The sequence below is a fragment of the Dactylosporangium sp. CA-139066 genome (assembly GCF_050936175.1).
In the GTDB taxonomy this organism is placed as follows: domain Bacteria; phylum Actinomycetota; class Actinomycetes; order Mycobacteriales; family Micromonosporaceae; genus Dactylosporangium.
Window position 1 is genome coordinate 8,510,108 of record NZ_JBNJNH010000001.1, and the last position, 25,673, is coordinate 8,535,780.

Sequence of the window (25,673 nt, forward strand, 5' to 3'; positions counted from 1 at the left end):
CAGTCGTAGTGCTCGAAGCTCACTCATCGCCAGTCCCTTCTCTGCTCGTGCTCGTCGCTGATGTATTCAAAGATAGGCGCGCCCCGCGAAGGGCGCAAGAGATTAAATCGCGGCGGTGTAATGCGCGAGGTACAGGTTCATCTCGTCGGTGGACTCGTCGCCCTCGTTGACGCTGAACCACAGCGAGTTCTCCAGCCAGAAGCGGTGGATGAACTGCTCGAAGCCGTGGGAGGCGCGGACCATGTTGGCGATGAGGGTCGCGCGGTCGACGTCCTCGAGGCCGACGATCTCCAACAGCCACGGCGCGGCGATGACGAACGGCTCGGCGCCGGGGCGCAGGTAGAGGTACCAGATGACGGTGTCACGCTGGTCGCGCAGGAACCGCACGAGCTGGGCGGCGGGCTCGACGGGGCTCGGGACCGGGCGCGGGGCCAGGTCGAAGTCGCAGCCGGTGCACGACGGGATGGCGTCCATCAGCACCTGGCTGCTCATGAAGCGCTTGAACGGCTCCGGCAGCGCGATGTGCTCGGAGAGGGCGGCCACCTCCATGGCCCGCAGCGGGTCGTGCGGCGCGCCGGGCACCAGCCAGGAGAAGGTGCCGTCGAAACGCGACTCGTCCACGATCGGCAGGGTCTCGGTGGGGTAGAGCTCGTAGGTACCCACGCTCGCCCGGGCGATGCCCAGGTCCGTACCCCACCAGCCGTTCGGGAAGTCGATCGTCATGTGTCGCACGGTAGTTCGGCGTCTGGCGTTCTTCCGTCGCCTATCGGACCGAGAACATTGCGTTTCAGGTCAAGATCCCAGATCACGCCGTGACGGCGGGCTCGGCGCCGGCCAGCGGGACGAGCCCCAGGTAGGTCAGCTTGTCGACGATTGCTTCCGCTGTGAACGGTTTGATCACATACTCGTGCGCCCCGGCGGCGAGGGCGCGCACGATCTGTCCGTGTTCGCTCTCGGTGGTCACCATCATGAGCGTCATCTGCCGCAGATGCTTCTGCTTGCGTACGGCCATGACGAACTCCAGCCCGTTCATCTCCGGCATGTTCCAGTCGATGAGCGCCAGCGCCGGCTTGAGGTCGTCGTCCCAGATCTGGTCGAGGGCGTCCTTGCCGTTCGTGGCCTCGCGGACCTCGAAGCCGAGCGGCAGCAGGATCCGTTTCAGGATGCCCCTCATCGCGCGCGAGTCGTCGATGACCATGGCGAGCTTGTTGTCCATGCAGGCCCCTCCTCACCAGCGAGATCGGCCGGTGGGGGGCGGACCTGAGCAAGACGCCCGGTCAGGGTGCGGGGCTGGTGCGCTTGAGCTGGATCGCCGTGATGTTGCTGGTGAGGCTCATGGCGACCGAGCCGCAGTTGACCCGCTGCGGGGCCGGGATGCGGGCCTCGAGCTTGCCGGAGTAGTCGGTGTGGCCGTTGCGGATGAAGGTCTCGGTGCCGTCGGGGCGCGGGGCGGAGTACGTGATGACGCCGTTCTCGACCTTCCACTGGTAGGAGATGAAGCCCGCGAAGACGTAGTCGAAGGTGGTGCCGCCGTTGCTGCCGCGCAGGTGCATGCCGTCGCCGTAGTCGATGACGACCCGGCCGGTGTCGCTGTAGCGGTGGTAGGCGCCGCCGCCGGTGAAGAGGAAGGTGCCGGTGTTGCGCACGGTCACCATCTCGTCGTGCTTCTCCTCCAGCCAGACGCCGGCGACGCAGGGGGCGGCGGAGGCGCTGGGGCGGGCCGACGCGGAGGCGCTCGGCTCGTCGCTGGGGGCCGGGTCGTCGGTCGTGGGCAGCGCGGCCGGCGTGCCGGTCTCGCTGGTGACGACGACCGGGTTGGCGTCGGGCGGGGCGGCGCTCTGCTCGCCGCCGCCACCGGCGGTCGCCGCGTAGACGATCACCGCGCCGACGAGGAGCACGGCGATGACGCCGAAGATGATGCCGGGGATCAGCAGCGGATTGCGCCGCGCGGGCGGCGGCGGTGCCGCGTAGACGGGGAACTGCCCGGCCATCGGGGGCGGCGGCGCGGCGACCGGCCCGCGGTAGAGCCGGCACTGGACGCAGTAGCCCGCGGCGTCGACGCCGTCGGCCCCGCAACGTGGACAACGCACTCGACCGCTCCCTCCGCCGGGGTCAATGTACCGTGACGTCCACTGTGGAGACAGCCCCGGACCGGGCGCGCGAGAGGCCCCAGAAAATGGTGAGACCGGCATCCACGGGGGAAGACGCCGGTCTCGATGAAAACTTTAAGGCCCTCCGCGCCTTTGCGCCAGCCGTGGCGGCGGTCAATCCGCCGGAACCGCTTCGTATTTCCGACTGTGACGCCCGCCGATCCTCACCCTCACTGCGCTGAGCAGTGGATCGTGTACCGAACGCAACCGCTCGGGGCGGCCCCGGCGGGGCGAGCCGGGGTGGTCCCGGCCGAGTATGGTGTCCTGCCGGGCCATCGCTGGGAGGAGGCGGATGTCGACCCTGTTCGTCGCCGGGATCGGCATCGCCGGCCTGCTGCTGCTGACCGTGGGCGCCGACCAGCTCGTCGTGGGCGCGGGGCGCCTCGCGACGGTGCTGCGGGTGGCGCCGGTCATCGTCGGGGTCGTCGTCATCGGCCTGGGCACGAGCGCGCCGGAGTTCGTCGTGTCGGGCACCGCGGCGGTGCGCGGCAACGCGGGTCTGGCGCTGGGCAACCTGGTCGGGTCCAACATCCTCAACGTGACGCTGATCCTGGGCGTCGTCGCGGTCGTCTCGCCGGTGCTGGTGCGCTCCTCGGTGCCCGTGCGGGAGGCCCCGCTGATGGTCGCCGGGGTCAGCGTGTTCGGGGCGTTCGCCCTGGTCGGGCTCAAGCTCGTGGCCGGTGTACTGCTGGCGCTGCTCAGTATCGGCGCGCTGGTGCTGCTGGTGCGGCTGTCGCGGGTACCGCCGGATGATCCCCTGCCCGACGACGTCGCGGCGTTCGTCGAGCCCGCGCCGAAGCCGGGCCGCTGGTGGGTCGAGGTGACCCGGATCGTGCTCGGGCTGGCCGCGACGCTCGGCGGCGCGCAGCTGGTGGTGGCCAACGCCTCGACGCTGGCCCACCACTGGGGCGTCAGCGACACCGTCATCGGCTTCACGCTGGTGGCCGGCGGCACGTCGCTGCCGGAGCTGATGACGTCGGTGCAGGCCCAGCGCCGCGGCGAGGGCGATCTGATGGTCGGCAACCTGCTGGGCAGCAACCTGTTCAACAGCCTCATCGGCGGCGCGGTGGTGGGCCTGGCGGCGGGCGGCGAGCGGATCGCGCCGTTCGGCTTCGCGGCGGTCACCGCGATGGTCGCCGCAGGCGTGCTGGCCTGGCTGCTGCTGAAGCGCGGCAGCCGGATCACCCGGCCGGAGGCTTGCGTGCTGCTGTGCGCGTACGGGCTGACCCTGCCGTTGTTGATCTCGGCCAACCCGTGACGTTTCCGCTTCGGCGGGCTGGGTACGCGAGTCGAATGGGCGACGCAATGGTCCGGACGCACCGCTCCGGCGACGTTCCGGGCGGCACGATCGTGGTGGAAGTGTTAGGGCCGCTGGAGGCGGCGACGGTCGGGGCACTGCGGGCTGTGGTACTCGAGAACATCGAGACGTACCGCCCCAGCCGGCTCACGGTCGACCTGCAGCGGGTGCCGTTCATGGACTCGATCGGCATCGGGACGCTGGTCGCGATGAACAACAAGACCCGCGAGGTCGGCGGGACGATGGAGGTGCGCAGCCCCTCCCCGTTCGTGCACCGGCTGCTGCAGATCACCGGGCTGACCGAGCTGTTCGGCCTGCCCGACCTGCCCGACGACGCCCCCGTGTCCGGCGCACCCGCCGACCTCGGCGGCTGAGCCCCTACCTGTTGCGGTCCACCGTGATGGTGGACACCCCGCCGGTGGCGTCCACGTCGTAACGGTCGTGGGCGTCGTCCCAGCCGGGGCCGGCGAACACCGAGCCGGCCGTCACGCCGGTGTGCGCCTCGCCGTCGACGGTGACCGTGCCGGCTCCCCCGCCGGCGCGCACGCGGGCGGGGGCGCGGCCGGTGGCGTGGATGCGCACGGCGTCCGCGCCGCCGCCGACCCGCACGGGCACGGCGCCGTCGGCCGGGGGCAGGGAGAGCTCGATCGTGGAGACGCCGCCGACGTACTGCACGCCGGCGAGGTGGCGCAGGTCGTGCAGATCGGCCCCGTTGCGCTGGGCACCGCCGGTGAACCGCAGCGTCCAGCGCACGTCGCGGTTGAGCTTGATGATGACCGACGCGTCGGCGCCGTTCACGGCGACGTCGATGCGCCCGCGGTCGGCGGTGGACTCGGTGGCGGTCGGGGTCTGGGGGCTTTCCACGCGGTACAGCGTGTCGCCCAGGTCCTCGGCGCTGACGGTGACGGCGGTGACGCCGGTGAGCAGGTCCAGCGTGGCCTCCTCCCGCCCCGCCACGAGCCCGCTGACGACGTGGTTCCCGGCGGTGCGACGGCTGACGAACGGCCAGGCCGCGAGGGCCACGACGGCGGCGACGAGGATTGCGGCGAGGACGATGCCACCGACGGCGTAGACGGTTCGCGGCGGCGGGCCCTGGACGGTCGGCTCTCGGGTGACGACGGCACTCATGCCTGTCGTGGTCTCCGGGCCCCGCGAGGGACAAACCTCGATCAAGGACCGGGGCCGCCGCCACGGGGGAAGCGGCGGCCCCGGCCGTCCTTGGGTTGCACGAAATGTACTCCCCCGGCCGACCGCTGCACAGCCCCCAATTCGTGCCGTATTCCCGACCGTGCGGATCTGTCCAATGTGGAGCACACGACCGCACACGATCGCACAACCGGTTGCCGCGCAGGGATTCTGCCTCAGGCGAGTCGGGCGGCGCGGCGGCCGGCCTCGGCCGGCGTCAGCAGCTCGCCGTCGAGGACGACGGCCCAGAAGGCGTCGAGCGGGATCCGCTCGAACAGGGGGGAGCCCAGGCCCTCGAAGACGTCCTCCGGCACCAGCTTGAGCGACGTCGTCACGACGATCGTCGGGATGGCCCGGGCCAGCTCCAGGGTGCCCTTGATGTTGAGCACGCGGGTCGGGCTGATCGCGTCGGCGCCGGCCACGCCGGTGACCGGCTCCAGGCCCTCGGTGCCGGGCGCGTCGACGGTGCCCGCGGGCAGGCCGGCCACGGTCGCCTTGACCAGGGCGCTGCTCGGCGCGGTGCGCACCCAGCCGCCGCGCTGCTGCAGCACCCGCGTGGCCACGGACACGGAGCGCTCAACGTCGCGGTCGAGCTGCTCGCGGATGGCGGCCAGGGCCGGGCCCGGGTGGTCGCCGTTGGCCGCGCGCGCGATGTGCCACATCGAGGCGTACCCGGGCAGGAGTCCGGGCAGCGGGGCCACCATCGCGCGCAGGGTCGCCGGGTCGTGCACGAACTCGGCCAGGCCGTCGAGCACCTGCCGGGCCACGCCGGTAGCCCCTGACGTCCGGTCCTGCACCGCCGCGGTGAGTAGCGGCGACAACGTTGGCGCGCTCATGCTGCTCCGAATGCTCCTGTCGAAAACGGACAACGACCCCAGACGGACTCATGTATGAGACAGCTGGGGTCGATCTCCGTCAAGTAGACAAACGAGCAAGAACCGCTCCGCGCAGCGGGTCTTTACCGGGCGGCAATCGGGGTGTAATCCCGGGCGCCGTAGCCGGTGTAGACCTGGCGCGGACGGCCGATCTTGGTCTCCGGGTCGTTGATCATCTCGCGCCACTGGGCGATCCAGCCGGGCAGGCGGCCGAGGGCGAAGAGCACCGTGAACATCGTCGTCGGGAAGCCCATCGCCTTGTAGATCAGGCCGGTGTAGAAGTCGACGTTGGGGTACAGCTTGCGGGACACGAAGAAGTCGTCCGCGAGGGCGATCTCCTCGAGCTCCATGGCCAGGTCGAGCAGCGGGTCGGGCTGCGCCATGCGGCCCAGGACCTCCTGGGCGGCCTTCTTGACCAGCGCGGCGCGGGGGTCGTAGTTCTTGTAGACCCGGTGCCCGAAGCCCATGAGCCGGACGCCGGCCTCCTTGTTCTTGACCTTGCGCACGAACGACGCGACGTCGCCGCCGTCGGCCTGGATGTCCTGCAGCATCTCCAGCACGGCCTGGTTGGCGCCGCCGTGCAGCGGGCCGAAGAGCGCGTTGACGCCGGCCGAGACCGACGCGAAGAGGTTGGCCTGGCTGGAGCCGACGAGGCGGACCGTGGAGGTCGAGCAGTTCTGCTCGTGGTCGGCGTGCAGCAGCAGGAGCATGTCGAGGACCTTGACCATGACGGGGTCGATCTCGTACGGCGTGGCGGGGACGCCGAACGTCATGCGCAGGAAGTTCTCGACGTAGCCGAGGGAGTTGTCCGGGTACAGCATGGGCTGCCCGATGGCCTTCTTGTACGCGTACGACGCGATCGTCGGCACCTTGGCCATGAGCCGGATGGTGGAGATCTCCACCTGCTCCTCGTCGAACGGGTTGAGGCTGTCCTGGTAGAAGGTCGACAGCGCACTGACGGCCGACGAGAGCACCGCCATGGGGTGGGCGTCGCGGGGGAAGCCGTCGAAGAAGCGGCGCATCTCCTCGTGCAGCAGCGTGTGGTGCTGGATGCGGCTCGTGAAGTTCTCCAGCTGCGACGCGCTGGGCAGCTCGCCGTGGATGAGCAGGTAGGAGCTTTCCAGGAAGCTGGAGCCCTGGGCCAGCTGTTCGATCGGGTAGCCGCGGTAGCGCAGGATGCCCTCGTCGCCGTCGATGTAGGTGATCGACGAGACGCACGAGGCCGTATTGACGAAGCCGGTGTCCAGCGTGACCTGGCCGGTCTGCTTGAGCAGCGACCCGACCTCCAGCCCTGACGGGCCCTCGGTGGCCTTGCGTACCTTGAGCTCGAGCTCGCCGTCGGGGTATGTGATGTTGTACTCACTCATGCGCGTCGTTCCCGTCTCGTCCCGCAGTCCGGCTCCTGGCCGCGGCCGCCATTGCCCACGACCGGCGCTTATGGCGCCTTCGGGCAGGATTTCAGATGTACAGCCCGGGGCGCGCGGCGGGGCGCGTCAGTGCGACATTTCCTACGCCAATCGTCCCACCGCCCCGCCGGGGTGTGTCCTGTTCACCCCGGTATTCGATGAGATGTACACATGCAGACTCTCCTCGCTGCGCTCGGCGTGGTCGCCCTCGCCCCTTCCGCCGGCCCCAGTGGTGCGGTCTCGCCGGACACGGTGAACCCGGGAGGGCAGGTCACGTTCAGCATCGTGTGCGCGGAGGGAGTACGCGAGGCGGACGTGGCCGGCGCGGCGCTGGGCCTGCCGGAGCGCATCCCGATGGAGCCGGGCAAGACCTCGGGCGTCTTCTCCGTGACGACCACGATCCCGGCCAGCACGCAGGAGGGGACATTCAACGTCAGCATCGACTGCGGGGACGGCACGTCGGCGGTGGTACAACTCGTGGTCGCGCCGACGGGCGGGGTCCCGACCGGCGGCGGCGCCACGGCGCACCCGACGAACCACGCGCTCATGGCCGCCGGCGGTGGGCTGCTGGCCATCGGCGCCGCCGGCGCGTTCGTCTTGCGGCGCCGGCCCGCTTGAGACTGCTCGTCCGGCCGGACGGGCGCTGGCGGGGGCTGCCCGCGCTGCTGATCATCGCGCTGGTGGTGACCGGCGTGATCATGATCGGCGAGTCGCTGGGCTCCGCGCCGCCGTTCGTGCCGGCCGGGTCCGGGGTCGCCGGCGTCTCCGGCGCCTACCTGAGCGGGGCGGCAGCGCCGACGCGGGTGGTGATCGCGGCGATCGGCGTGGACGCGCCGGTGCGGCGGGTCGACGTCGACGCGGACGGGATGCTGCAGCCGCCGTCGCTCAAGGAGGCGGGGGACGTCGGGTGGTACCGCCGCGGGCCGACGCCCGGCGAGCGCGGCAACGCGGTGCTGGTCGGGCACGTCGACACGGCCGCCACCGGGCCGGCCGTCTTCTACTCGCTGGGCCGGCTCAAGCCCGGCGATGCGGTGTCGGTCCAGCGCGAGGACGGTTCGACCGCGACGTTCCGGGTCGACACGGTGCGGCTGTACGACAAGACCGCGTTTCCCGCGGGGCTGGTGTACGGGCCGGTGGACGGGGCGCGGCTGCAGCTGGTGACCTGCGGCGGCAGCTTCGACCGGCAGACGTCGGGCTACCGCGGCAACACGGTCGTGACGGCGTCGCTCACAACGTGAAGGCGTGGATCCGGCGGGCGTCGACGTTGCGTTGCAGCAGCATGTTGCGCATGACGCCGACGGCAAGCGGTGTGCCGCTGACGTACACGTCGTGGGTGGTCCACTCGCCGAAGTCGACGACGACCTGGGGCAGGGAGCCGCTGAGGTACGGGTGGGCGGGCCCGCGCGCGACGACGGGGTGGACGGTGGCGTGCGCGCAGCGGGCGGCGTGCTCGCGCAGCGACTCGAGGTCGTAGAGGTCGTCGCGGGTCGACACGCCCCAGAACAGGTGCACGACCCGCTCGTCGCCCTGCGCGGCGAGCTCGGACAGCAGTGCCTTGACCGGCGTGACGTGCACGTCCTCGGCGACGATGAGCACCGCGCCGGTGGCGCCGCGCTCGATGACGAAGTCGCCCTCGGCGCGGTGCAGGCGGATCGGGTCGCCGACCCGCGCGTCGCGGACCAGGGCCGACGTGGCGCGGTCGCCCGGCAGCGCCTGGACGTGGATCTCGATGTGGTTGTCGGCGGCCGGCGGGTCGCCGATCCAGCACGGCCGCCAGGCGCCCGGGACCCCGGGGTACTCGACGATCGCCCGCTGCCCGGCCCGGAACGGGTAGGGCAGGTCGGTGCCGACGGTCAGCACGGCCACGTCGTCGCGGCGCCGGTCGTGCCCGAGCACGGTACCGGTCCAGAACGGCGCCTCGCCCTGGTGCAGCGCCGCCCCCTGGCGCAGCCACCCGACCGCGAAGCGCCAGCCGTCGCGCCACGCCGCGGCGTCCTCGTCGCCCCAGCGCTCCCCGCGCTCCTCGCGCACGGCGGCGATGACGGCGTCGCCGAAGACGTCGAGCTGCTGGTGGTGCCCCTTCAGCAGCGCGTCGAGCGCCGGCGCGAGCCGCCCGAGCGCCGCCACCACCGTGCCCGGCCGGTCGAAGTGCTCCAGCAGCCACGCAAACCCGCGTTGCGACGCCGCCGGGTCCGCGGCGATCGCCCGGTGCAGATCCGTCTGATTTTCCGGCGGTACCGCGGAAAGCCGCCGCACGACGCCGGGCACATCGCCGGCGGCGTCACGCAGCCGCGCCTGCAGCCGCGCAAGATAGCCCTGATCACCCAGTTTCGGCCCATCCGCGGGCCCGTCCTGTGTCATGCTGGTCCGTGGCCTGGCGTTTTCCGGCTTTTGTCGGGGCTTCTGTTCTTTTTCTTGTTCGTCCGTTTGCTCCAGCCGCTGGCGCCAGTTCCACAGCACGGTGAGCGGCTCACCACCGCTGCCGACCGGTCCGACCTGGGTCATGGTCCGATTTTATCGGATAAATGCCCTTTTTGGCCGGTACAGAAAATGTCGTACGTGGCTCGTACAGTGCGTGCATGTCGTTGGATCTGCTCGAGCTCCTCCCCGCCGGTTGGCGTGACGTGATGAAGCCGCACCTCGACGTGGAGGTCGTGCAACGCCTGCAGACGTTCGTGGAGGCCGAGTATGCGGCCGGCCCCGTCTACCCGCCGCTGCCCGACCTCTTCACCGCCTTCCGCCTCTGCCCGCCGGAGCAGGCGCGCGTGCTCATCCTGGGCCAGGACCCCTACTTCAAGGAGGGCCAGGCCCACGGCCTGAGCTTCTCGGTCCGCCCCGGGGTGTCGGTCCCCCCGTCGCTGCGCAACGTCTACAAGGAGATGCGCGAGGACCTGGGCGTCACCCCGCCGTCCAACGGCGACCTCACCCCGTGGGCCGCCGACGGCGTCCTGCTGCTCAACGCGGTCCTGACGGTCCGCGCCGGCAAGGCCGCCTCGCACGCGGGCAAGGGCTGGGAGCACTTCACGGACGCGGCGATCCAGGCCCTCAACTCCTTCGACCGCCGGGTGGTGTTCGTGCTGTGGGGCGGCTACGCCCGCAAGAAGGCCGTGCTGGTCACGAACCCGCAGCACCGGGTCATCGAGGCCGGCCACCCGAGCCCGATGAACCCGGCGGGCTTCCTCGGCTCGCGGCCCTTCAGCCAGGTGAACGCGGCCCTCGACGAGGCCGGCCTGCCGCCGGTGCACTGGGTCTGACGATGGTGGCGCACGGCAGCGTCCTCGTTCCGGCGCCCGGCTCGGCCGGCTCGCCGCGGTGGACGCTGCCCGGCCCCGGTCTTCCCAGCACTTTGCGGCGGACCCTGCCCGGCCTCGGTCCGATTGGCTTTTTGCGGTGGGCACTGCCCGGCCTCGGTCCGATTGGCTCTTTGCGGCGGACGCTGCCCGACTCCGGTCCGATCGCGGCGCCGAGGCCGGTGCGCCCGCTGCCTGGCTTTGGCTCGGCTGCGGGGCGGCGGGGTTGATCATGGCACGCGGCAGTGGGCGGGAGGCGGCACCGGGCCTGGTGGGCCCGCTCTGGCGGGCGCTGATGGTCTTCCGCCTCGCCGCGCTCGGTTACGCCGCCGTGCTGATGGTCAACAACTTCCGCCACTATGCATGGCCCGCCGGCGGCTGGCTGATCGTCGCCGTCATGGCGGCCTGGACGGCGGTGAGCAGCCTCGCGTACGCGCGCCCGGAGCGCCGCGGCTGGCCCCTGCTCGCCGCCGACCTGATCGTCGCCGCCGGCTGCCTGCTCGCCTCCCGCTGGATCGTCAACCCCGCGGGCCTCGGCGTCGGCGCCCCCACCCTCCCCATGGCCTGGGTAGCCAGCCCGGTCGTCGCCTGGGCCATCTCGGGCGGCCGCCGCCGCGGCGCGATCGCCGCGATCCTGCTCAGCGCCGCCGACGTGGTCGTCCGCGACGGCTTCAGCCAGGCCACCGCCAACGGCCCGGTCCTGATGATCCTGGCCGGCATCGGCGTCGGCCACATCGCCCGCCTGGCCAACGACGCCGAGTCCCGCATGCAGCGCGCGATCGAGCTCGAGGCCGCCACCCGCGAGCGCGAGCGCCTGGCCCGCGGCATCCACGACTCGGTGCTGCAGGTCCTGGCCCTGGTCCAGCGCCGCGGCACGGAACTGGGCGGCGAGGCCGCCGAGCTCGGCCGCCTGGCCGGCGAGCAGGAATCGGTGCTGCGCGCCCTGGTCACGTCGGCCCCTCCCCCGCCCCGGCGCACCGCCCCTCCCCCGCACGGCTCGTACCGCACCGCCGCCGCCCGCGCCGCCGCACTCGCCACCCCGTCCACGTCCCGCTCCACCGGCCGCCCGCCCCGGACAGCACCCCACGCCCCCGCGGCCACATCACTCCCCGCGCCCGCGCCGGCCTCAGCAAGCGCCGCCAGCACACCACTTCCCGGGCACTCGGCTCACTCGTCAACCGCCGCCGGCACACCATCTCCCGCCGGCGCGGCTGGCTCGTCAGGCGCCGCCGACACACCCCGTCCCGCGGGCGCCGCTGGCTCGGCAAGCGCCGCCGACACACCCCGTCCCGCGGGCGCCGCTGGCTCGGCAAGCGCCGCCGACACACCACCTCCCGCGGGCGCCGCCAACTCGTCAACCGCCGCCGACACACCACCTCCCGCGGGCGCCGCCAACTCGTCAACCGCCGCCGACATACCGCCTCCCGCGGGCGTAGCCGGCTCGGCAAGCGCCGCCGACACACCGCCTCCCGCGGGCGCCGCCAACTCGTCAACCGCCGAGGGCGCGGCGAATCCCCTGGGTGCAGGCAGGCCGGCAGGCACTGAGGGCGCGCCGGTTCCCACGAGCGCGGGCAGTTCAGCAAGCGCGGCCGACACGGCGGCTACTGGCGCTGGCTTCCGGAAGGCGTGGGCTTGGCTGCCGGTCGCATCGCGCCGCGGCGGCGGCCGACGGGCCGATGGTGACCGCCGGGCCGACGGTGACCGCAGGACCGCGGCGCCGCTTCGGCCCGGGGGCGCGGGTCACTCGGCCGCCGGCCCCTCCCCCTACGGCCCTTCGGCCCCGGGCTCGCCGCTCGGCGGGGCGCTCGTGGCCGCCTCCGCCTCCGCGTTCGCCGACGGTGCGGCGGACTGGTCGGAGGCCGACGTCGTCGACCTGCGCTCGCTCATCGACCCGCACGCTTCGTCCACGGTCACGGTCGCCGCGCCCGCCACCCAGGTGCTGCTGCCCTCCCCCGTCGCCGCCGAGGTGGCCGCGGCGGTGGCGGCGGCGCTGGACAACGTGTCGCGCCATGCCGGTGACGGGGCCAGGGCGTGGATCCTGCTGGAGGAGCTCGACGACACCGTCACGGTCACGGTTCGCGACAACGGCCGGGGCATACCCGAGGGGCGGCTGGCGGAGGCCGAACGGGCCGGACGACTGGGGGTGGCGCAGTCGATCCGCGGGCGGGTGCGCGACCTGGGCGGTACCGTCACCGTGACCTCAGGCCCGGGCTCCGGGACCGAGGTCGAGCTGCAGATACCGCGCTGACCGGTCCGCGCGCCGGCCACCCGCTGCGCAGCACGAGCCCGACCACACGCCGCACCGCGCAAGGCCGCCCAGCACGGCCCCGCGAGGCAGGAACGACCACCACGCCGCGCCGCGTGAGGCCGCAAACACAGTCCGCAACGCGAGTCCAACCAACACCAGCCCCGGTCGCGCGGAGCCGCACAGCGCGGCGCGCAGCGTGAGGCCGCACAGCGCGGCGCGCAGCGTGAGGCCGCACAGCGCGGCGCGCAGCGTGAGGCCGCACAGCGCGGCGCGCAGCGTGAGGCCGCACAGCGCGGCGCGCAGCGTGAGGTCGCACAGGGCGGCGCGCGGTGGGGGTTCGACGTTGGAGGCGGGTCGAAGGGCGCGGGCTCGTGCGGATTGTGGGATCTGGGGTGTGCGGAGGGCCGGTCGGCGGCGGATGGCGTTTATCGTGCTTGGGTGGACGTCGGGGCGAAGCTGCGGGTCATGGTGGTCGACGACCACCCCATGTGGCGCGAAGGGGTGGCCCGGGACCTCGCCGAAGGCGGGTACGAAGTCGTAGCGGCCGTCGGGGAAGGGGCCCAGGCGGTGCGGATCGCCGGGTCCGTGCGGCCCGATGTCGTCGTGCTCGACCTGCAGTTGCCGGACCGGTCCGGGGTCGAGGTCATCCAGGGCATCCTCGCGTCCTGTCCGGAGGCGCGGATTCTCATGCTCTCGGCCAGCGGGGAGCAGCAGGACGTGCTCGATGCCGTCAAGGCCGGCGCCACCGGGTATCTGGTCAAGTCGGCGGCGCGGGAGGAGTTCCTGGCCGCGGTGCGGCGCACGGCCGACGGGGATCCGGTGTTCACGCCAGGGCTGGCGGGGCTGGTGCTCGGGGAGTTCCGGCGGCTGGCGAGCGTCACGCGAGCCGAGGATCCCGATGCGCCGCGGCTGACCGAGCGGGAGACCGAGGTGCTGCGGCTCGTGGCGAAGGGCGTGACGTACCGGGAGATCGCCGAGCGGCTGGTGCTGTCGCACCGGACTGTGCAGAACCACGTGCAGAACACGCTCGGGAAGTTGCAGCTGCACAGCCGGGTGGATCTTGTGCGGTATGCGATCGAGCGGGGGCTGGACGGATAGGCGGGGAGCTACACGCTCATGATGTCCAGAAGGTAGTGGCCGTAGACCGACTTCGTGGTCAGGTCCAGGACGAGCACCAGGAACACGTTCGGCTTCTCGCAGTTTACGAGGACATGTTGCAGGTTGCGCTGTGGCATGTGCCACGCGTACGTGACGTTGCCGTCGGAGAAGTCGTGGCCGGCCAGGTCGGACTCGGGGACCTCGTCGAAGTAGGGCCAGAAGTCGAACGGGGGTTCGTCGTCCGGACCGATGCGTATCGGTTCGGGCTCCATTGTCGCCTTGTATTCGGCCTCGGTCAGTAACCGCATCCCGACAGCATGCCGCTACCGTGGTTTCGCCGGAAGGCGGGGTACTCAGGGGCGGTTGAGTAGCGCAGCCGATTCGCCGGTTGCCGGGGGGCCGCATGCTGATCGGCATGGTGACCTATCCGTGCCCGTTCTGCGGCGCGCCGGCGGACCTCGAGTCCGGGTGCGGCGGCTGCGGGCGCCCGCCCTTTCCCGACGCCGCCGAGGTGGTGCGGCTCAACGGGCGCACCATCGAGCTGTACGCCGTGGTCGAGGAGGCCCGCGCCCGCCTCGGCGCCGCGGTGCAGCACTTCAACGCCGTGCAGTCGCAGCGCAACATGCTCGCAGCGCGGGTCAAGGCCGCCGTCGCCGCGAACGCCGCCGTCGCCGCGAACGCCGTCGCCGCCGCGAACGCCGCCGCCGCTGCGAGAGCCGCCGCCGCGGGAGCCGCCGTCGCCACGAAACCGCAGCTTCCGCCCGTAATCCCGCAGATCGCCCCAGCGAGCGCCGCGACCGGGGGCGGGCGGGGGCCGGAGACTCCGGCGCGTACCGTGCAGAACCTGCTCTTCGTCTTCGGCGGGCTGCTGCTCGGCAGCGCGGCCATCGTCTTCGCCGTGGTCGCCTGGGCCAGCTTCGGGGTGCTCGGGCGGGCCGCCATCCTCGGCGTGGTCACCCTGCTGGCGCTCGCGGCGCCGCCGGTCGCGCTGCGGCGCGGGCTGCGGGCGACCGGCGAGACGTTCGCCGCGCTCGGGCTGCTGCTGGTGCTGCTCGACGGGTACGCCGCGTGGTACGCCGACCTGTTCGGGCTCGCGGGCCTGGCCCGGCCGGGCACGTACGCCGGGCTGACGTTCCTGGTGACCGGCGCGGTCGCCGGCGGGTACGCGGCGGCCACCCGGCTGCGGGCGGCGCGGCTGGCCGCCGTCCTCGCGGTGCAGCCGGTACTGCCGCTGCTCGCGCTGCACCGCGGGTTCGGGGTGACCGGGTGGACGCTCGTGTTCGTGTGCGTGGCGGCGATCGGGGTGCTGCTCGCGCGCACCGTCGAGCGGCTCGCCTGGATCGCGGCCGGCGCCGCGGTGCTGTCGGCGCTGCCGCCGGGGCTGCACGCACTGTCCACTGCGGACGGCGTGGCGGCGGCCGCGCGGATCTTCGGGGTCATGGCGCTGCTCGCAGCGCTGGTCGTGGCGGCCGGGCTGGCGCATCCGCGCACCGTGGCGGCGGGCGCGGGGATCGCCACCGGCATCGTCGCGCTCGCCGGGGCGCGGCTGGCCGCCGAGGTGTTCCCGGGCGGGCGCTACGCCGCGTTCGCCGGGCTCGCGCTGCTCATCGCCGCGGCGGCGGTCGTGGTGCCGCGGCGGTTCCGGCCGGGCGCGCGGGCGGGCGCCGTCGTGGTCGCGGGCGCGTTCGCCGCCCCGTACGCGTACTTCGCCGTCGTCGCCGCCGTGCAGACCGCGTTCGGCGGGCTGCCCGCGTGGCGGCCGGGGGCGGCGCACATCCTGCCGTACCGGCTGTTCGACTGGCAGGAGCCCGCCGGCCTGGCCCTGCTCGGCGCCGCGCTCTGGCTGCTGGTGCGCCACCGCGCGGTGCCGTGGACGGCGGCCGTCCTCGTCGCCTTCGCCGCCCCCGCGGCGCTCCCGTCCGCCGACCCGGCGATCGTGTCCATTGTGGACGGATTGGTACTGCTGGTGCTCGTCGCCGCGGTCCTGCGCGCGGAGCGGATGGCGGTGGCCGCGATCCCGTTCGTGGCCGGGCATCTGGCGCTCGCCGGGCTCGCCACGCCGGCGACGACGCTGGCGGTCTATGCCGTCCTCAGTGGACTGTCCACGGTGGTCGCCGTCCGCGCGGCCGATCGGCGGCTGAGCCTCCCGGCCGCCGTCGTGGCCCTGCTCGGCGTGCCCGTCGCGGCCGCCGCCGCCGGACGTCTCAGCGGCCTCGGTACCGCGGGATCCGGCCCCCTCCCGCCCGCCCTCCTCGGCGCGACGCTCGGCCTGGCCGTGGTGACCGCGGCGGCGTTCGCGCTGCGCAACCGCGCACGCAACGCCGGCACCGTCGCCACCGCAACGGCCGGCGCCGCGGTCTCCCTCGCCGCGACGGCCCAGTCGGCGGCGCACGGCGGCGTGACGTGGTTCGGCCTGTACGCCGCGGGCTCCCTCGCCGCCACCTGGCTCGCCGCGCACGCCTTCCGCTCCCCCGCACCGGCGCCGCCCGGCCCGGGCAAGCTGCGCGAAGGCGAAACCGCCCAGGGCGAGAAGGCGCAGCAGTCGCGGCCCCAGCCGCCTCGCGAAGGCGAAACCGCCGAGGGCGAGGAGGCGCAACCGGCGCGGCCTGAGCCCCGCGAAGGCGAAACCGCCCAGGGCGAGGAGGCGCAGCCTGCACGGCCCCAACCGCCCGGCGAGGGCGAACCCGGCCGGGGCGAAGGGGCGCGGCCCGGGCACGCGGTGCCTGCCCTCGTGCCGCTGGTGCTGGCCGTGGTGTCGCTGCTACCGGCCGTCGGCGGGGTGCTCCTGCGGCCGCTGGAGTGGCTCGGGGCGATCTGGCGCGGGGCACCCGGCGGCGCCGGGATCGGCACCGGGGGTACCGGATGGGCGCTCGGAGGACCCGCGTTCGGCGCGGGCGCGGCGGCCTGCACCCTCGCGGTCCTGGCCGCGCTGCTCGTCGCGGTCGGGCGGCGGGTCGGCGCGGACGCCTGGGCGCCGGCCGCGCCGGCCGTGAGCCTGGCCGCGATCCTCGGGTGCGCCGCCGTCGAGGCGCCGTGGCCCGCGGTGCCCGCCGTCACGCTCGCCGCCGGGCTGCTCACCGCGCTGGCGGCGGCGCTGCGGCGGCCGGCCCGCGCCACCGCGGCGGGCGGGGTGACGGGCTGGTTCGGCATCGTCCCGGGGCTGGCCGGGCTGCTGGCCACGCCGGCCGCGACCCTCTGCGGGCTGTCGGCGATCGTGGCCGCCGCGTTCGTCGCCGGGCTCGCCGGGCGGACCGTCGCCGCGCGCGTCGTGGCGTGGCCGGTCGCCGGGGTGGGCGCCGCGGCCCTGGCGTTCGCGGCGGCGCGGGCGGCGGACCTGCCGCTGCGGGCGGCGGCGTACTGGGTGCTGCTCGCGGCCGCGCTCGCCCTCGCCGGGGGACGGGCGCTGCGGCGGGGCACGCCCGGGTTCGAGGGGCGGGTGCTCGAAGGGGTCGCGCACGGCATCGCCCTGGTCGCCGTGCTGCTCGCCGCCGGGTACGCGGGCGTGGCCGCCGGCGTGCTGGGGCTGTGGGGCGTGGCGCTCGGGCTGCGGGCGCTCGCCGGGCCCGAGCGGGTCGCCTACACCGCGCTGGGGATGGGGGCGGAGGTGCTCGCGTACGAGCTGGTGCTGGTGGCCGGCGGCGTCTCGCTCACCGAGGCGTACACCGTCCCCGTGGCCGCCGTCGCGCTCGTCGCCGGGTGGGTCGTGGCGGGGCGGCGGCCCGGCGTGACCAGCTGGACGGCGTTCGGTCCCGGGCTGTTCGCCGGGTTCCTGCCCAGCGTCGCGCTCGTGCTCGTGCACCCGGGCGAGCCGGTGCGGCGGCTGCTGGTCGGGGCCGTGGCGGTCGCGGTCGTCCTGGCCGGGGCGCGGCTGCGGCTGCGGGCGCCCATCCAGATCGGCGGGGGCGTGAGCGCCGTCGTGGCGCTGCACGAGGCCTCGCTGTACTGGGACTACCTGCCGCGGTGGGCGCCGCTGGCGATCGCGGGGGCGCTGCTCGTGGGGTTCGCCGTGACGTACGAGCGGCGCCTCCGCGACCTGGGCCGGCTGCGGGCCGCGATCGGGCGGATGCGCTAGACCGCGGCCCGGCCGGCCGCTAGACGGTCACGATCGTCGACGTCCTGCGGGCGCGCTCGGCGGCCGAGAGGATGCGCACCACCTGGGCGCCGAAGGCGGCGTCGCACGGGTGCGGCACGCCCGTCGTGGCGGCGTCCAGCAGCGCCGACACCGCGGCGCCGAAGGCCTCGACCTGGGTGGTGTCCCACTCGGGGAGGGTCTTCGCGCCGTGCTCGCCGAAGTACGCGAAGCCGAAGCTCGTCGCGTCGGGGGCGGCGTCCAGCGTGAGCGAGAGCGTGCTCGCGGCGCCGCCCTCGTGGCGCAGCAGCAGGTGGGCGGTGTCGCGCGGGCCCTCGGCGGCGGAGAGGTCGACCACCGGGCCGAGCAGGGGCAGTACCACCGACAGCGCGTGCGGGCCGAGGTCCCACAGGCCGCCGTGCTGCTTGCGCCAGACCGAGCCGGAGTAGGGGTTTCCGGGCTGGAAGATGGAGGTGTACATCGTGCCGTGGGCCGCGTACCAGCCGCCGAGCCGCGCGTTCTCGGTCAGGAACGTCTCGATCGACGGGACGAAGCGGTTGGTGAAGAAGACGACGGTCGCGACCCCGGCCGCGCCGGCGGCGGCCACCACCTCGTCGGCGGCGGCCGGGTCGAGGGCCAGGGGCTTGTCCAGGAGCAGGTGCTTGCCGGCCTTCGCGGCGCGCACCGCCAGGGGGGCCTGCACGTCGGGGGGCAGCGCGATCGCCACGGCGTCGACGTCGGCCAGCAGGGCGTCGACGTCGCCGTAGGCGGGGACCCCGTACTTCGAGCCCAGGTCGGCCGCCTTGTCCGGGCTGCGGCCCCAGACCCCGGCCAGCGTCGCCGAGGGGTGTGTGGAGAGCGCGGCCGCCTGCGTGACCGTCGCCCAGTGTCCCGTGCCCAGAAGCCCGAATCGCATCCGACCATTGTTCCCCACGCGGCGGCGCCGGCGATCACCCCCCGGGTTGGTCGATCCAGTCGTCGATGCGGGCCCACCACTCGTACAGCCACTCGACGCGCTGGTCGCGGCCGGCCGGGACGTCCTCGGGCTCGACCGACCACCAGCGCATCGTGATGGTCAGGTCGAGCGGGAGGTGGCGCCAGACGTCGCCGACGGTCAGGAGCTTGTCCAGGCCCGTGTGCGCCACCCAGATCACGCCGGCCTCGGGGGCGGCGTCCAGGGCGGCGAGGGTGCCGCCGGGGCGCGGGGCCAGGACGTGGCGCATGCGCTCGGCGCGTGCGGCCATCGCGTGCAGGCCCAGGTCGTGCAGGCGGCGGATGGCGCGCTCGCGGCGGCTCGGGGTGAAGTTGCCGCCCTCCGGGAACAGCACCAGGGCGTCGTTCTCGTCCAGGCCGGTGGCCAGGGCGGCGATGCGGTCCTCGCTGTCCTCGGCGACCGTGACGAAGTGGTTGGGCAGGCGGTTGAGCACCACGTCGATGACCGGGTCCCACTGCAGCGTCCGCTTGAGCACGATGCGCGGCTCGCGGTCGAACCAGTTGACGAGCGCGTGGACCAGCAGGAACGAGTCGCCGGGGCCGGCGTGGCGGCAGAAGACCAGCTCGGGCTGGCCGGGCGCGGCCACGTCGGGGTCGGTGCCGACGACGTCGACCTTGACGCCGAGGGCGAAGCGGGCCTGGGCGTACAGGATTCGCAGGAACAGCCCGGTGAGGACGTAATGGGCGCGCTGGAACCGCGGGGAGCGCAGGCGCCAGCCGAAGCCGCTGCCGACCCAGAGCCCGAACAGCACGATGAGCGCGACGACCTCGAGGAAGCAGTACACCGCGACCATCCACGACACGCGCAGCGCGCGGCGGCGGCCCGAGCCGAACGGGGCGAGGAGCAGGGCCAGCAGCAGCCACACGGGCATCGTGGCCAGGAACGCGGTGATCAGCACGAGCGCGGCGGGGGTGAGCACGAGGCGGCGGAACCAGTGCGGGGGCATCAGTCCCGCGCCTCCAGGTACGCGCGGGTGGCCTCGTAGGCGCGCTCGATGCGGCCGCGGGCCAGGCCGATCCTGCGGTACGACAGCGGGGAGTCGTCGCGCGCGGAGCCGCCGCCGGTGGGCAGCACGTGCACGGCGACGTCCGGCGGGGCCTCGGCGAGCTCGCGGGCGAAGCGGTGGCGGCGGGCGACCTCGAACGCGACCTGCGCGACCTCCCACGGGCGGCGGGGCACGCGCAGCGGGCGCTCGATGCGGCCCACCTGCATGACGTAGACGGTCCGGGCGCCGAGGGCCACGGCCCGGCCGACGGGGACGGAATTGACGATGCCGCCGTCGATGAAGTGCTCATTTCCCAGGTGTACGGGCGGCAGCAGGCCCGGCACGGCGGACGAGGCCAGCACCGCCTCGATGAGCGGGCCCGTGCAGAACCAGTGCTCGGCGGCGCGCTCGATGCTGGCGGCGCAGCAGTGGAACGGCACCGGGAGGTCCTCGAACGTCGTGTCCGCGCCGAGCTCGCGCTCGAGCAGGCGGCGCAGCGGGGCCGGGGAGTGCAGGTGGGTCCGCCGGGCGAAGCGGCCGAGCTGGCGGGGCAGCGAGTCGCCGTACACCGTGCGGGCCTGCGCCGACGACCACAGCTCGGTCAGCCGCTCGGCCGCGCGCTCGTCGGGCGCGGCGGCCACCGCGGCGCCGTTGAACGCGCCGATGGACGTCCCGACGACAAGGTCGGGGCGGATGCCGTGGTGCAGCAGGGCGCGGGCCATGCCGACCTCGTAGGCGCCGAGCACTCCCCCGCCGCCGAACACGAAGCCGACGGGGCCCGCCGGCTGGCCGGGCGCGGCCATCAGAGCCGGGAGTGCGGCGCCGGGGCGGGGCCGCCCAGCGCGGTCGCGCGCGGCGGACGGCTGGGCGGCGGGCCGCCGTTGGGGTCGTTGGGGTCGCCGGGCGGGCCGCCGGGGCCTCCGGGGCCGCCGCCCGGCGGAGGCCCGAAGGGCTGACCCGTCGGGGGCCGCGACTTCTCCGCCGGCGCGTCGCCGACGTCGGTGATGGCCGGCAGCTCCTCGTCCGGTTCGCGCATCGCGATGCGCACGTCGCAGGCGACGTCGTTGAGCACGAAGTCGCTGGGCGGGCCGGGCGGGCGCCCGGCGCTGCCGCCGCCGTGGCCCCACACGCCGAAGGTGACCGCCTTGCCGGGCGGCAGCGACGGGCCGGTGACGACCTGGGTGCCGGCGCCGGGCTGGAAGGTGCCGACGCCCACGACGCGTTCGACGATCTGGCCGCTGCGGAACACGAACTGCAGGGTCCAGGGCGCCAGCGTGCGGTTGCCGACGTTGGCGACGGTCACCCGGGCCTCGAACGGCATGGTGACGTTGGCGACGAACTGCGGGTGCAGGTAGAAGTCGATGTTGCAGCCGGGCTTGGGCGCCCACGGCTTCCACACGATCATGCCGGTGGTGACGCCGGCGGCGGCGACCGTCGCGGCGACGGCGGCCCAGGTGCGCCGGGCCGCGCGCCGGTCGCCGTGGTTGCGGTGCGGCGACGGCGGCAGCGCGCGCCGCGGCGGCTCGGGCTCGGCCGTCGGCGGGACGTGCACCTCCTGGGTGGAGGAGCCGTCCTCGCCGGGCAGCACGACGTGGATGCCGGTCGCGGCGGCGAGGACCCGGGCGACCTCGGCCGCCGGCGGGCGGGCGTCGGGGTCCTTGGCCAGGCAGCGGCCGATCAGCCGGGCCACCTCGCCGGGCAGGCCGGCGATCTCCGGCAGCGGGTGGGGCGGCTCGTACACGTGGTTGGCGATCATCTGCGTCGGCGTGTCCGCGTGCCAGGGCAGCCGGTCGGTCAGGCAGCGGTACGCGAGCAGGCCCACGGTGTACACGTCGGTGGCCGGGATGACGCCGCCGCCGAGCAGCCGCTCCGGGGCCAGGTAGGCCGGGGTGCCGAAGACGGTGCCGTCGCGCTCGTCGTCGGGGTCGTAGGAGCCGGTGAGCCCGGCGACACCGAAGTCGAGGATCTTCGCGCCGGCCGGGGTGAGCATGATGTTGCTGGGCTTGATGTCGCGGTGCACGACCCCGCGCTCGTGCGCGGCGGCGAGGCCGGCGGCGACCTGGGCGCAGATCTGGGTGGCCCGCCGCCACGACATCGGGCCGGAGCGCAGGCGGTCGGACAGCAGCTCGCCCTCGAGGAGCTCCATGACGACGTACGGGCGGCGGCCGTTGCGGCCCGCGGCGACGTCGCCGGCCTCGCCGTAGTCGTGCACGGCGGTGATGTTGGGGTGCTGCAGCCGCGCGACGACCTGCGCCTCGGCCCGGATCCGCTCCCGGTTGCCGGGATTGCCGGCCAGCTCGCCGGCGAGGAGCTTGATCGCGACGTCCCGGTCGAGGACGAGGTCGCGGGCCCGCCACACGACCGCCATGCCGCCGGTGCCGACGGGTGCGATGAGCCGGTACCTGTTGCCGAGGACCTCGTCGGCGCTGCCGCTCAAGCCAGTTGCCGTTTCCTGATCGATTCCGGTCGCTGTACCTCGGAACCGTACCGTTCAACGTCTGCGGTGGCGAGACCCAAAATGTGACCGACCCCGGCAAAATAGCACTGCCGGGGCCATCAGAAAAGCCGAGCTGTCGGCCCATAGGGCTACAGCGTCAGCAGGTTACCGTCCGGTACGACGATCTGCGGCCGGCCGTGCTCGAGGATGGCCGCGGCCTGCTTCGCGGCGAAGCCCGGCGCCTCCGTGATCGCCGTGGCGTAGGCGTCGGCGGTGTTGGCGGCGATGGTCGGCCAGCCGTAGCGCTCGCTCACCATGGACCGCGCCTGCTGGGCGACCCGGCGGGCGAACGGCTCGTCCTCCAGCAGGGTGCCGACCGACGCCGCGAGCGCCTCCGGGGTCTTGGCCGGGAACGTCACGCCGGTCACACCGGGCTCGACGATCTCGGCCAGGCCGCCGGTGGCGGCGACCGCCAGCGGCGCGCCGGCCGACGCGCCCTCCAGTGCCACCATGCCGAACGGCTCGTAGATGCTCGGCACGACCAGCGCGTCGGTGGCCGCCATGAGCGCCGGCAGCTCGCCCTCGCCCATGAACCCGGCGAAGGACACGGCCCGCTGCAGGCGCAGGCGGCGTACCTCCTCCTGCAGCTCGGCGCGGTGCGGCCCGTCGCCGGCGATCACGACCCGCAGGCCGTTGTGCCGGGCGCGCAGCTCCGGCAGCGCGGCGATGAGGTCCTGCACGCCCTTCTCGTAGACCAGGCGGCCGGCGTAGCCCAGCAGCGGTCCCTCGCCGGCGAAGCGCGCCCGGGCCGCGTTGACCGCCCGCGACGGCGCCCGCCAGACGCTGGCGTCCACGCCGTTGGCCACCACCGACACCCGCGCCGGGGCGAGGTCGAGCAGCCGGGTGACCTCCCAGCGCATGTACTCCGAGCACACGATCACCCGGCACGCCTCGTGCCCGAGCCACCACTCGACGGAGTGGATGCACTTGTTCATCTCGTCCGGCAGCCAGCCCTGGTGCCGGCCCGCCTCGGTGGCGTGGATGGTGGCCACCAGCGGCAGGTCGAGGCACTCCTTGAGGGTCACCGCGGTGTGGGTGACCAGCCAGTCGTGGGCGTGGATGAGGTCGTACTCCCCGGTGGCCGCCGCCCGCAGCGCCGCCCGGGTCAGGGTGTGGTTGAACGCCATCGTCCACGCCAGCAGCGTGGAGGTCGACAGCGGGAACAGCGGCGGGTCCTCGGCGGCCCGCACGATGCGCACGCCCTCCGAGTACTCCTCCAGCGGCGCGCCCGGGGCGTGCCGCGTCACGACCGTCACCTCGTGGCCCGCCGTCACCAGCGACGTCGCCAGCGCGTGGACGTGCCGTCCCAGGCCGCCCACCACCACCGGCGGGTACTCCCACGAGAGCATCAGAATGCGCAACGGTTGTCGGTTCCCGGTTCCGATGGTCTCGCTCACGTGGCCGCCCCCACTTGTGATCGTTGATCAAAACGCTCGCCTACGTACCCACACGGCAGCGATTACACACGCGGTATCGCCCGCGCGAGTGACCAGTTGGGTGGGTTTGAGACTCATCCTGCCCGGCGAGGGTTACCAGGGCGGCAAATCTCATTTCTAGGGTGTAACGGTCAGCCGACATTCCTTCGTACGCGCAGGACCTCCGCGACCGACCAGGCCTGGAACGGGCATCCCGTCGCCCGGTGCGGCGGGTCCCCGTCCGCGGTCTCGCTGACCGAGCCCACACCCCACTCCCACAGATGCGCCTCGATCCCCCGCAGGAGCTCCTCGGGACTCTTCGCGAGCCCGGCCGAGCGGGCGTCGGCGTACGGGCCGATCATCCAGGGCCACACGGTGCCCTGGTGGTACCCCGCGTCGCGCTGGGCCGGCCCGCCCGCGTGCACGCCGGTGTAGGCCGGCTCGTCCGGGCCCAGGCTGCGCGGCCCGAGCGGCGTGAGCAGCGCGGACACGCTCTCGGGCAGGGCCCGGCCGCGCATGGGGCCGTAGGGCAGGCTCCACGCCAGCAGCTGGTTGGGGCGCAGCGCCGGGTCGTCGCCGGCGGGCCCGTCGACGACGTCGTAGAGGGGCCTCGCGTCCCGCGGCGCCGTTGCCGAGTGCAACCGCCGCTCGTACGGGAAGCGCCGCTCGAAGCTCGCCGACGCCCACTCGTGCAGCGCCCGCACGTCGGCGGCGTCGCGGCCGAGGCGCTCCTTCAGCGCGCCGATCGCGGCCAGGCCGTTGATCCACAGCGCGTTCACCTCGACCGGCTTGCCGGCCCGCGGGGTGATCGGCACGCCGTCGACCCGGGCGTCCATCCAGGTGAGCGCCACGCCCGGGGCGCCCTGGGTGATGAGCCCGTCGGCGTCGGCCCGGATGCCGTAGCGCGTCCCGCGCAGGTGGGCGGCGACGATCTCGTCGAGCGCCGGGAGGATCTCGGCGGCGAGGTCGTCGTCGCCGGTACCGCAGACGTGCCGGTCGACCGCGTGCAGGAACCACAGGGTGGCGTCGACGGTGTTGTGCTCGGTGCGCCCGGTGTCGGCGGTGTTGGCCAGCATGCCGTCGTCGAGCGTGGCGGCGTAGGCGCGCAGCAGCTCGCGGCCCTCGTCGTACCAGCCGGTGGACAGGAACAGGCCCTCGTAGGACGTCATCGTGTCGCGGGACCAGGTGCCGAACCAGGGGTACCCGGCCACGACGTCGGGCGCCCCGGCGGCGCCGGCGACCACGAACGCGTCGGCGGCGAGCACCAGGGCCCGGTCGACGTCGTCGCCGGCGTCGTGGGTGATCGAGCGGTTGCGCCGCCGGGCCGCCGCGACGATCCGCTCGGCGCCGCGGGCCTCGGCCCCCGTGCCGGCCCAGGCCTCCACCTCGAGGCTCTGGCCGGGCTCCAGGCGGGCCGAGAACTCGCCGGCGCAGAAGAGGTCCTCGTCGCTCGTCAGGCCGCGGTCGCGCTCGAGGCGGGCGTGCGCCCCGCGGTACCACTGCGAAGTCCGCGTGAAGGATGGACCGTCGATCCGGAAGGCCCCCTCGACCACCGCCCCGCCGCCGTGCGCCTCCACCCGCGGCTCGGGCCCGTCCGCGGTGCGCTCGCCGTGCGCGTCGCGCCAGGTGACCAGCGCCTTGAGGGTGAGCGTGACCGGGCCGGGCGCGCTGACCAGCCGGTGCACGACGCCGAGGTGGGCCCGGCCGTGGACCATGGCCAGCTCGCGCTCGAGCACGACCGGGCCGATCCGCCAGCGCCAGCGGGGCAGCCCGTCGACGAGGTCGAAGCGCTCCAGCAGCGTGTGGCCGGCCGGGCTGATCGCGCCGCCGGCCCACTCGTGCACGGCGAGCTCGGCCGTGGCGCCCGACGGCAGGGTGACGACCGGGTCGAGGGCGGCGAGGGCCATATGGCGCCGGGCCGGCTGGCCGGGTTCGGCGGCGACGAGCAGCCCGTGGTACCGCCGGGTCCGCAGCCCGGATACGGTTCCCATCGCGTAGCCGCCGGTGCCGTCGGGGACAATCCACTCACGCGCCGCCCCAGCCGACAAATCACCACATACCTGCGCACCGAACACCACCATGCGCACAATCTTGGTGGCAAGGGGTGGCGAGCGGCGAGCGCTTCACCACAAGATTATTGATCTAGGGGAGATGTGGTGTAGGA

22 protein-coding genes are annotated in these 25,673 nt (G+C 74.0%); 8 read left to right on the top strand and 14 right to left on the bottom strand.

Features of this window, described 5'->3' with window-relative positions:
* Nucleotides 1-102: 102 nt before the first annotated feature.
* The 3 genes from ACQEVU_RS38975 to ACQEVU_RS38985 form a co-directional block, all read right to left on the bottom strand.
* A complete protein-coding gene (locus ACQEVU_RS38975) occupies nt 103-723 on the bottom strand; it encodes a hypothetical protein (RefSeq protein WP_433332739.1) in 621 nt (206 codons plus the stop codon).
* Between the two features lie 82 nt (nt 724-805).
* Nucleotides 806-1,216, bottom strand: a complete 411-nt coding sequence (locus tag ACQEVU_RS38980) for a response regulator (protein ID WP_433332741.1) — start codon at nt 1,214-1,216, stop codon at nt 806-808.
* 61 nt (nt 1,217-1,277) lie between these two features.
* Nucleotides 1,278-2,090: a hypothetical protein gene (locus ACQEVU_RS38985; RefSeq protein WP_433332743.1), complete on the bottom strand. Its 813-nt coding sequence runs from the start codon at nt 2,088-2,090 to the stop codon at nt 1,278-1,280.
* A gap of 352 nt (nt 2,091-2,442) precedes the next feature.
* Between ACQEVU_RS38985 and ACQEVU_RS38990 the strand changes: the two genes are divergently transcribed.
* Entirely contained in the window at nt 2,443-3,408 is a 966-nt protein-coding gene (locus tag ACQEVU_RS38990) for a sodium:calcium antiporter (protein WP_433332745.1), read from the top strand.
* Nucleotides 3,409-3,443: 35 nt separating this feature from the next.
* On the top strand, nt 3,444-3,821 hold the full coding sequence (locus tag ACQEVU_RS38995) for an STAS domain-containing protein (protein ID WP_433332747.1): 378 nt from the start codon (nt 3,444-3,446) through the stop codon (nt 3,819-3,821).
* Between the two features lie 4 nt (nt 3,822-3,825).
* Here the strand turns inward: ACQEVU_RS38995 and ACQEVU_RS39000 are convergent, their stop codons facing one another.
* From ACQEVU_RS39000 to ACQEVU_RS39010, 3 genes are all read right to left on the bottom strand, one after another.
* Nucleotides 3,826-4,575 (bottom strand): hypothetical protein, encoded by a 750-nt coding sequence (locus tag ACQEVU_RS39000; protein WP_433332749.1) that lies wholly within the window; start codon nt 4,573-4,575, stop codon nt 3,826-3,828.
* Nucleotides 4,576-4,808: 233 nt separating this feature from the next.
* The gene (locus tag ACQEVU_RS39005; RefSeq protein ID WP_433332751.1) at nt 4,809-5,468 is read right to left on the bottom strand and encodes a hypothetical protein; all 660 of its coding nucleotides are present in this window, start codon (nt 5,466-5,468) and stop codon (nt 4,809-4,811) included.
* Between the two features lie 122 nt (nt 5,469-5,590).
* A complete protein-coding gene (locus ACQEVU_RS39010) occupies nt 5,591-6,874 on the bottom strand; it encodes a citrate synthase (protein WP_433332753.1) in 1,284 nt (427 codons plus the stop codon).
* A 210-nt stretch (nt 6,875-7,084) separates the two neighbouring features.
* Here ACQEVU_RS39010 and ACQEVU_RS39015 point away from each other — a divergent pair, with 210 nt between their 5' ends.
* Both ACQEVU_RS39015 and ACQEVU_RS39020 read left to right on the top strand, forming a co-directional pair.
* Entirely contained in the window at nt 7,085-7,531 is a 447-nt protein-coding gene (locus ACQEVU_RS39015; protein ID WP_433332755.1) for a hypothetical protein, read from the top strand.
* Complete coding sequence (locus tag ACQEVU_RS39020) at nt 7,528-8,151, top strand: class F sortase (protein ID WP_433332757.1); 624 nt, start codon at nt 7,528-7,530, stop codon at nt 8,149-8,151. Before ACQEVU_RS39015 ends, ACQEVU_RS39020 begins: the two co-directional genes overlap by 4 nt.
* On the opposite strand, the gene ACQEVU_RS39025 is transcribed toward ACQEVU_RS39020, so the two are convergent.
* Nucleotides 8,141-9,418 carry a hypothetical protein gene (locus ACQEVU_RS39025; RefSeq protein WP_433332759.1) on the bottom strand — a complete coding sequence of 426 codons (1,278 nt, stop codon included), beginning with the start codon at nt 9,416-9,418 and terminating at the stop codon, nt 8,141-8,143. The two genes, ACQEVU_RS39020 and ACQEVU_RS39025, sit on opposite strands and share 11 nt — an antisense overlap.
* Nucleotides 9,419-9,492: 74 nt before the next feature.
* On the opposite strand from ACQEVU_RS39025, the gene ung reads away from it, so the two are divergent.
* The 3 genes from ung (at nt 9,493) to ACQEVU_RS39040 (ending at nt 13,549) form a co-directional block, all read left to right on the top strand.
* On the top strand, nt 9,493-10,167 hold the full coding sequence (gene ung / locus ACQEVU_RS39030; RefSeq protein ID WP_433332760.1) for a uracil-DNA glycosylase: 675 nt from the start codon (nt 9,493-9,495) through the stop codon (nt 10,165-10,167).
* Nucleotides 10,168-10,435: 268 nt separating this feature from the next.
* Nucleotides 10,436-12,451 (top strand): DUF5931 domain-containing protein, encoded by a 2,016-nt coding sequence (locus ACQEVU_RS39035; RefSeq protein ID WP_433332761.1) that lies wholly within the window; start codon nt 10,436-10,438, stop codon nt 12,449-12,451.
* Between the two features lie 465 nt (nt 12,452-12,916).
* Nucleotides 12,917-13,549: a response regulator gene (locus tag ACQEVU_RS39040; RefSeq protein ID WP_433335244.1), complete on the top strand. Its 633-nt coding sequence runs from the start codon at nt 12,917-12,919 to the stop codon at nt 13,547-13,549.
* A gap of 8 nt (nt 13,550-13,557) precedes the next feature.
* On the opposite strand, the gene ACQEVU_RS39045 is transcribed toward ACQEVU_RS39040, so the two are convergent.
* Complete coding sequence (locus tag ACQEVU_RS39045) at nt 13,558-13,857, bottom strand: hypothetical protein (RefSeq protein WP_433332763.1); 300 nt, start codon at nt 13,855-13,857, stop codon at nt 13,558-13,560.
* A gap of 107 nt (nt 13,858-13,964) precedes the next feature.
* On the opposite strand from ACQEVU_RS39045, the gene ACQEVU_RS39050 reads away from it, so the two are divergent.
* Nucleotides 13,965-17,621 carry an SCO7613 C-terminal domain-containing membrane protein gene (locus tag ACQEVU_RS39050; protein WP_433332765.1) on the top strand — a complete coding sequence of 1,219 codons (3,657 nt, stop codon included), beginning with the start codon at nt 13,965-13,967 and terminating at the stop codon, nt 17,619-17,621.
* Between the two features lie 19 nt (nt 17,622-17,640).
* On the opposite strand, the gene ACQEVU_RS39055 is transcribed toward ACQEVU_RS39050, so the two are convergent.
* The 6 genes from ACQEVU_RS39055 to ACQEVU_RS39080 form a co-directional block, all read right to left on the bottom strand.
* The gene (locus ACQEVU_RS39055) at nt 17,641-18,534 is read right to left on the bottom strand and encodes a Gfo/Idh/MocA family protein (RefSeq protein WP_433332767.1); all 894 of its coding nucleotides are present in this window, start codon (nt 18,532-18,534) and stop codon (nt 17,641-17,643) included.
* A 34-nt stretch (nt 18,535-18,568) separates the two neighbouring features.
* Complete coding sequence (locus ACQEVU_RS39060; protein WP_433332769.1) at nt 18,569-19,558, bottom strand: lysophospholipid acyltransferase family protein; 990 nt, start codon at nt 19,556-19,558, stop codon at nt 18,569-18,571.
* Nucleotides 19,558-20,400, bottom strand: coding sequence for a patatin-like phospholipase family protein (locus tag ACQEVU_RS39065; RefSeq protein WP_433332771.1), 843 nt, complete (start codon nt 20,398-20,400; stop codon nt 19,558-19,560). Before ACQEVU_RS39065 ends, ACQEVU_RS39060 begins: the two co-directional genes overlap by 1 nt.
* On the bottom strand, nt 20,400-22,034 hold the full coding sequence (locus tag ACQEVU_RS39070; RefSeq protein ID WP_433332773.1) for a protein kinase domain-containing protein: 1,635 nt from the start codon (nt 22,032-22,034) through the stop codon (nt 20,400-20,402). The genes ACQEVU_RS39065 and ACQEVU_RS39070 overlap by 1 nt, the downstream gene beginning before the upstream one ends.
* Nucleotides 22,035-22,183: 149 nt before the next feature.
* Nucleotides 22,184-23,443: a glycosyltransferase family 4 protein gene (locus tag ACQEVU_RS39075; protein ID WP_433335246.1), complete on the bottom strand. Its 1,260-nt coding sequence runs from the start codon at nt 23,441-23,443 to the stop codon at nt 22,184-22,186.
* A gap of 218 nt (nt 23,444-23,661) precedes the next feature.
* Entirely contained in the window at nt 23,662-25,590 is a 1,929-nt protein-coding gene (locus ACQEVU_RS39080; RefSeq protein WP_433332775.1) for an amylo-alpha-1,6-glucosidase, read from the bottom strand.
* Nucleotides 25,591-25,673: the final 83 nt, after the last annotated feature.

Bases quoted from the DNA above. Each gene is read 5' to 3' on its own strand.
- ACQEVU_RS38975 (WP_433332739.1), bottom strand. From the start codon at position 723: ATGACGATCGACTTCCCGAACGGCTGGTGGGGTACGGACCTGGGCATC.
- ACQEVU_RS38980 (WP_433332741.1), bottom strand. From the start codon at position 1,216: ATGGACAACAAGCTCGCCATGGTCATCGACGACTCGCGCGCGATGAGG.
- ACQEVU_RS38990 (WP_433332745.1), top strand. From the start codon at position 2,443: ATGTCGACCCTGTTCGTCGCCGGGATCGGCATCGCCGGCCTGCTGCTG.
- ACQEVU_RS38995 (WP_433332747.1), top strand. From the start codon at position 3,444: ATGGGCGACGCAATGGTCCGGACGCACCGCTCCGGCGACGTTCCGGGC.
- ACQEVU_RS39000 (WP_433332749.1), bottom strand. From the start codon at position 4,575: ATGAGTGCCGTCGTCACCCGAGAGCCGACCGTCCAGGGCCCGCCGCCG.
- ACQEVU_RS39005 (WP_433332751.1), bottom strand. From the start codon at position 5,468: ATGAGCGCGCCAACGTTGTCGCCGCTACTCACCGCGGCGGTGCAGGAC.
- ACQEVU_RS39010 (WP_433332753.1), bottom strand. From the start codon at position 6,874: ATGAGTGAGTACAACATCACATACCCCGACGGCGAGCTCGAGCTCAAG.
- ACQEVU_RS39015 (WP_433332755.1), top strand. From the start codon at position 7,085: ATGCAGACTCTCCTCGCTGCGCTCGGCGTGGTCGCCCTCGCCCCTTCC.
- ACQEVU_RS39025 (WP_433332759.1), bottom strand. From the start codon at position 9,418: ATGACCCAGGTCGGACCGGTCGGCAGCGGTGGTGAGCCGCTCACCGTG.
- ung (WP_433332760.1), top strand. From the start codon at position 9,493: ATGTCGTTGGATCTGCTCGAGCTCCTCCCCGCCGGTTGGCGTGACGTG.
- ACQEVU_RS39035 (WP_433332761.1), top strand. From the start codon at position 10,436: ATGGCACGCGGCAGTGGGCGGGAGGCGGCACCGGGCCTGGTGGGCCCG.
- ACQEVU_RS39040 (WP_433335244.1), top strand. From the start codon at position 12,917: ATGGTGGTCGACGACCACCCCATGTGGCGCGAAGGGGTGGCCCGGGAC.
- ACQEVU_RS39045 (WP_433332763.1), bottom strand. From the start codon at position 13,857: ATGCGGTTACTGACCGAGGCCGAATACAAGGCGACAATGGAGCCCGAA.
- ACQEVU_RS39050 (WP_433332765.1), top strand. From the start codon at position 13,965: ATGGTGACCTATCCGTGCCCGTTCTGCGGCGCGCCGGCGGACCTCGAG.
- ACQEVU_RS39055 (WP_433332767.1), bottom strand. From the start codon at position 18,534: ATGCGATTCGGGCTTCTGGGCACGGGACACTGGGCGACGGTCACGCAG.
- ACQEVU_RS39060 (WP_433332769.1), bottom strand. From the start codon at position 19,558: ATGCCCCCGCACTGGTTCCGCCGCCTCGTGCTCACCCCCGCCGCGCTC.
- ACQEVU_RS39065 (WP_433332771.1), bottom strand. From the start codon at position 20,400: ATGGCCGCGCCCGGCCAGCCGGCGGGCCCCGTCGGCTTCGTGTTCGGC.
- ACQEVU_RS39075 (WP_433335246.1), bottom strand. From the start codon at position 23,443: ATGCTCTCGTGGGAGTACCCGCCGGTGGTGGTGGGCGGCCTGGGACGG.
- ACQEVU_RS39080 (WP_433332775.1), bottom strand. From the start codon at position 25,590: ATGGTGGTGTTCGGTGCGCAGGTATGTGGTGATTTGTCGGCTGGGGCG.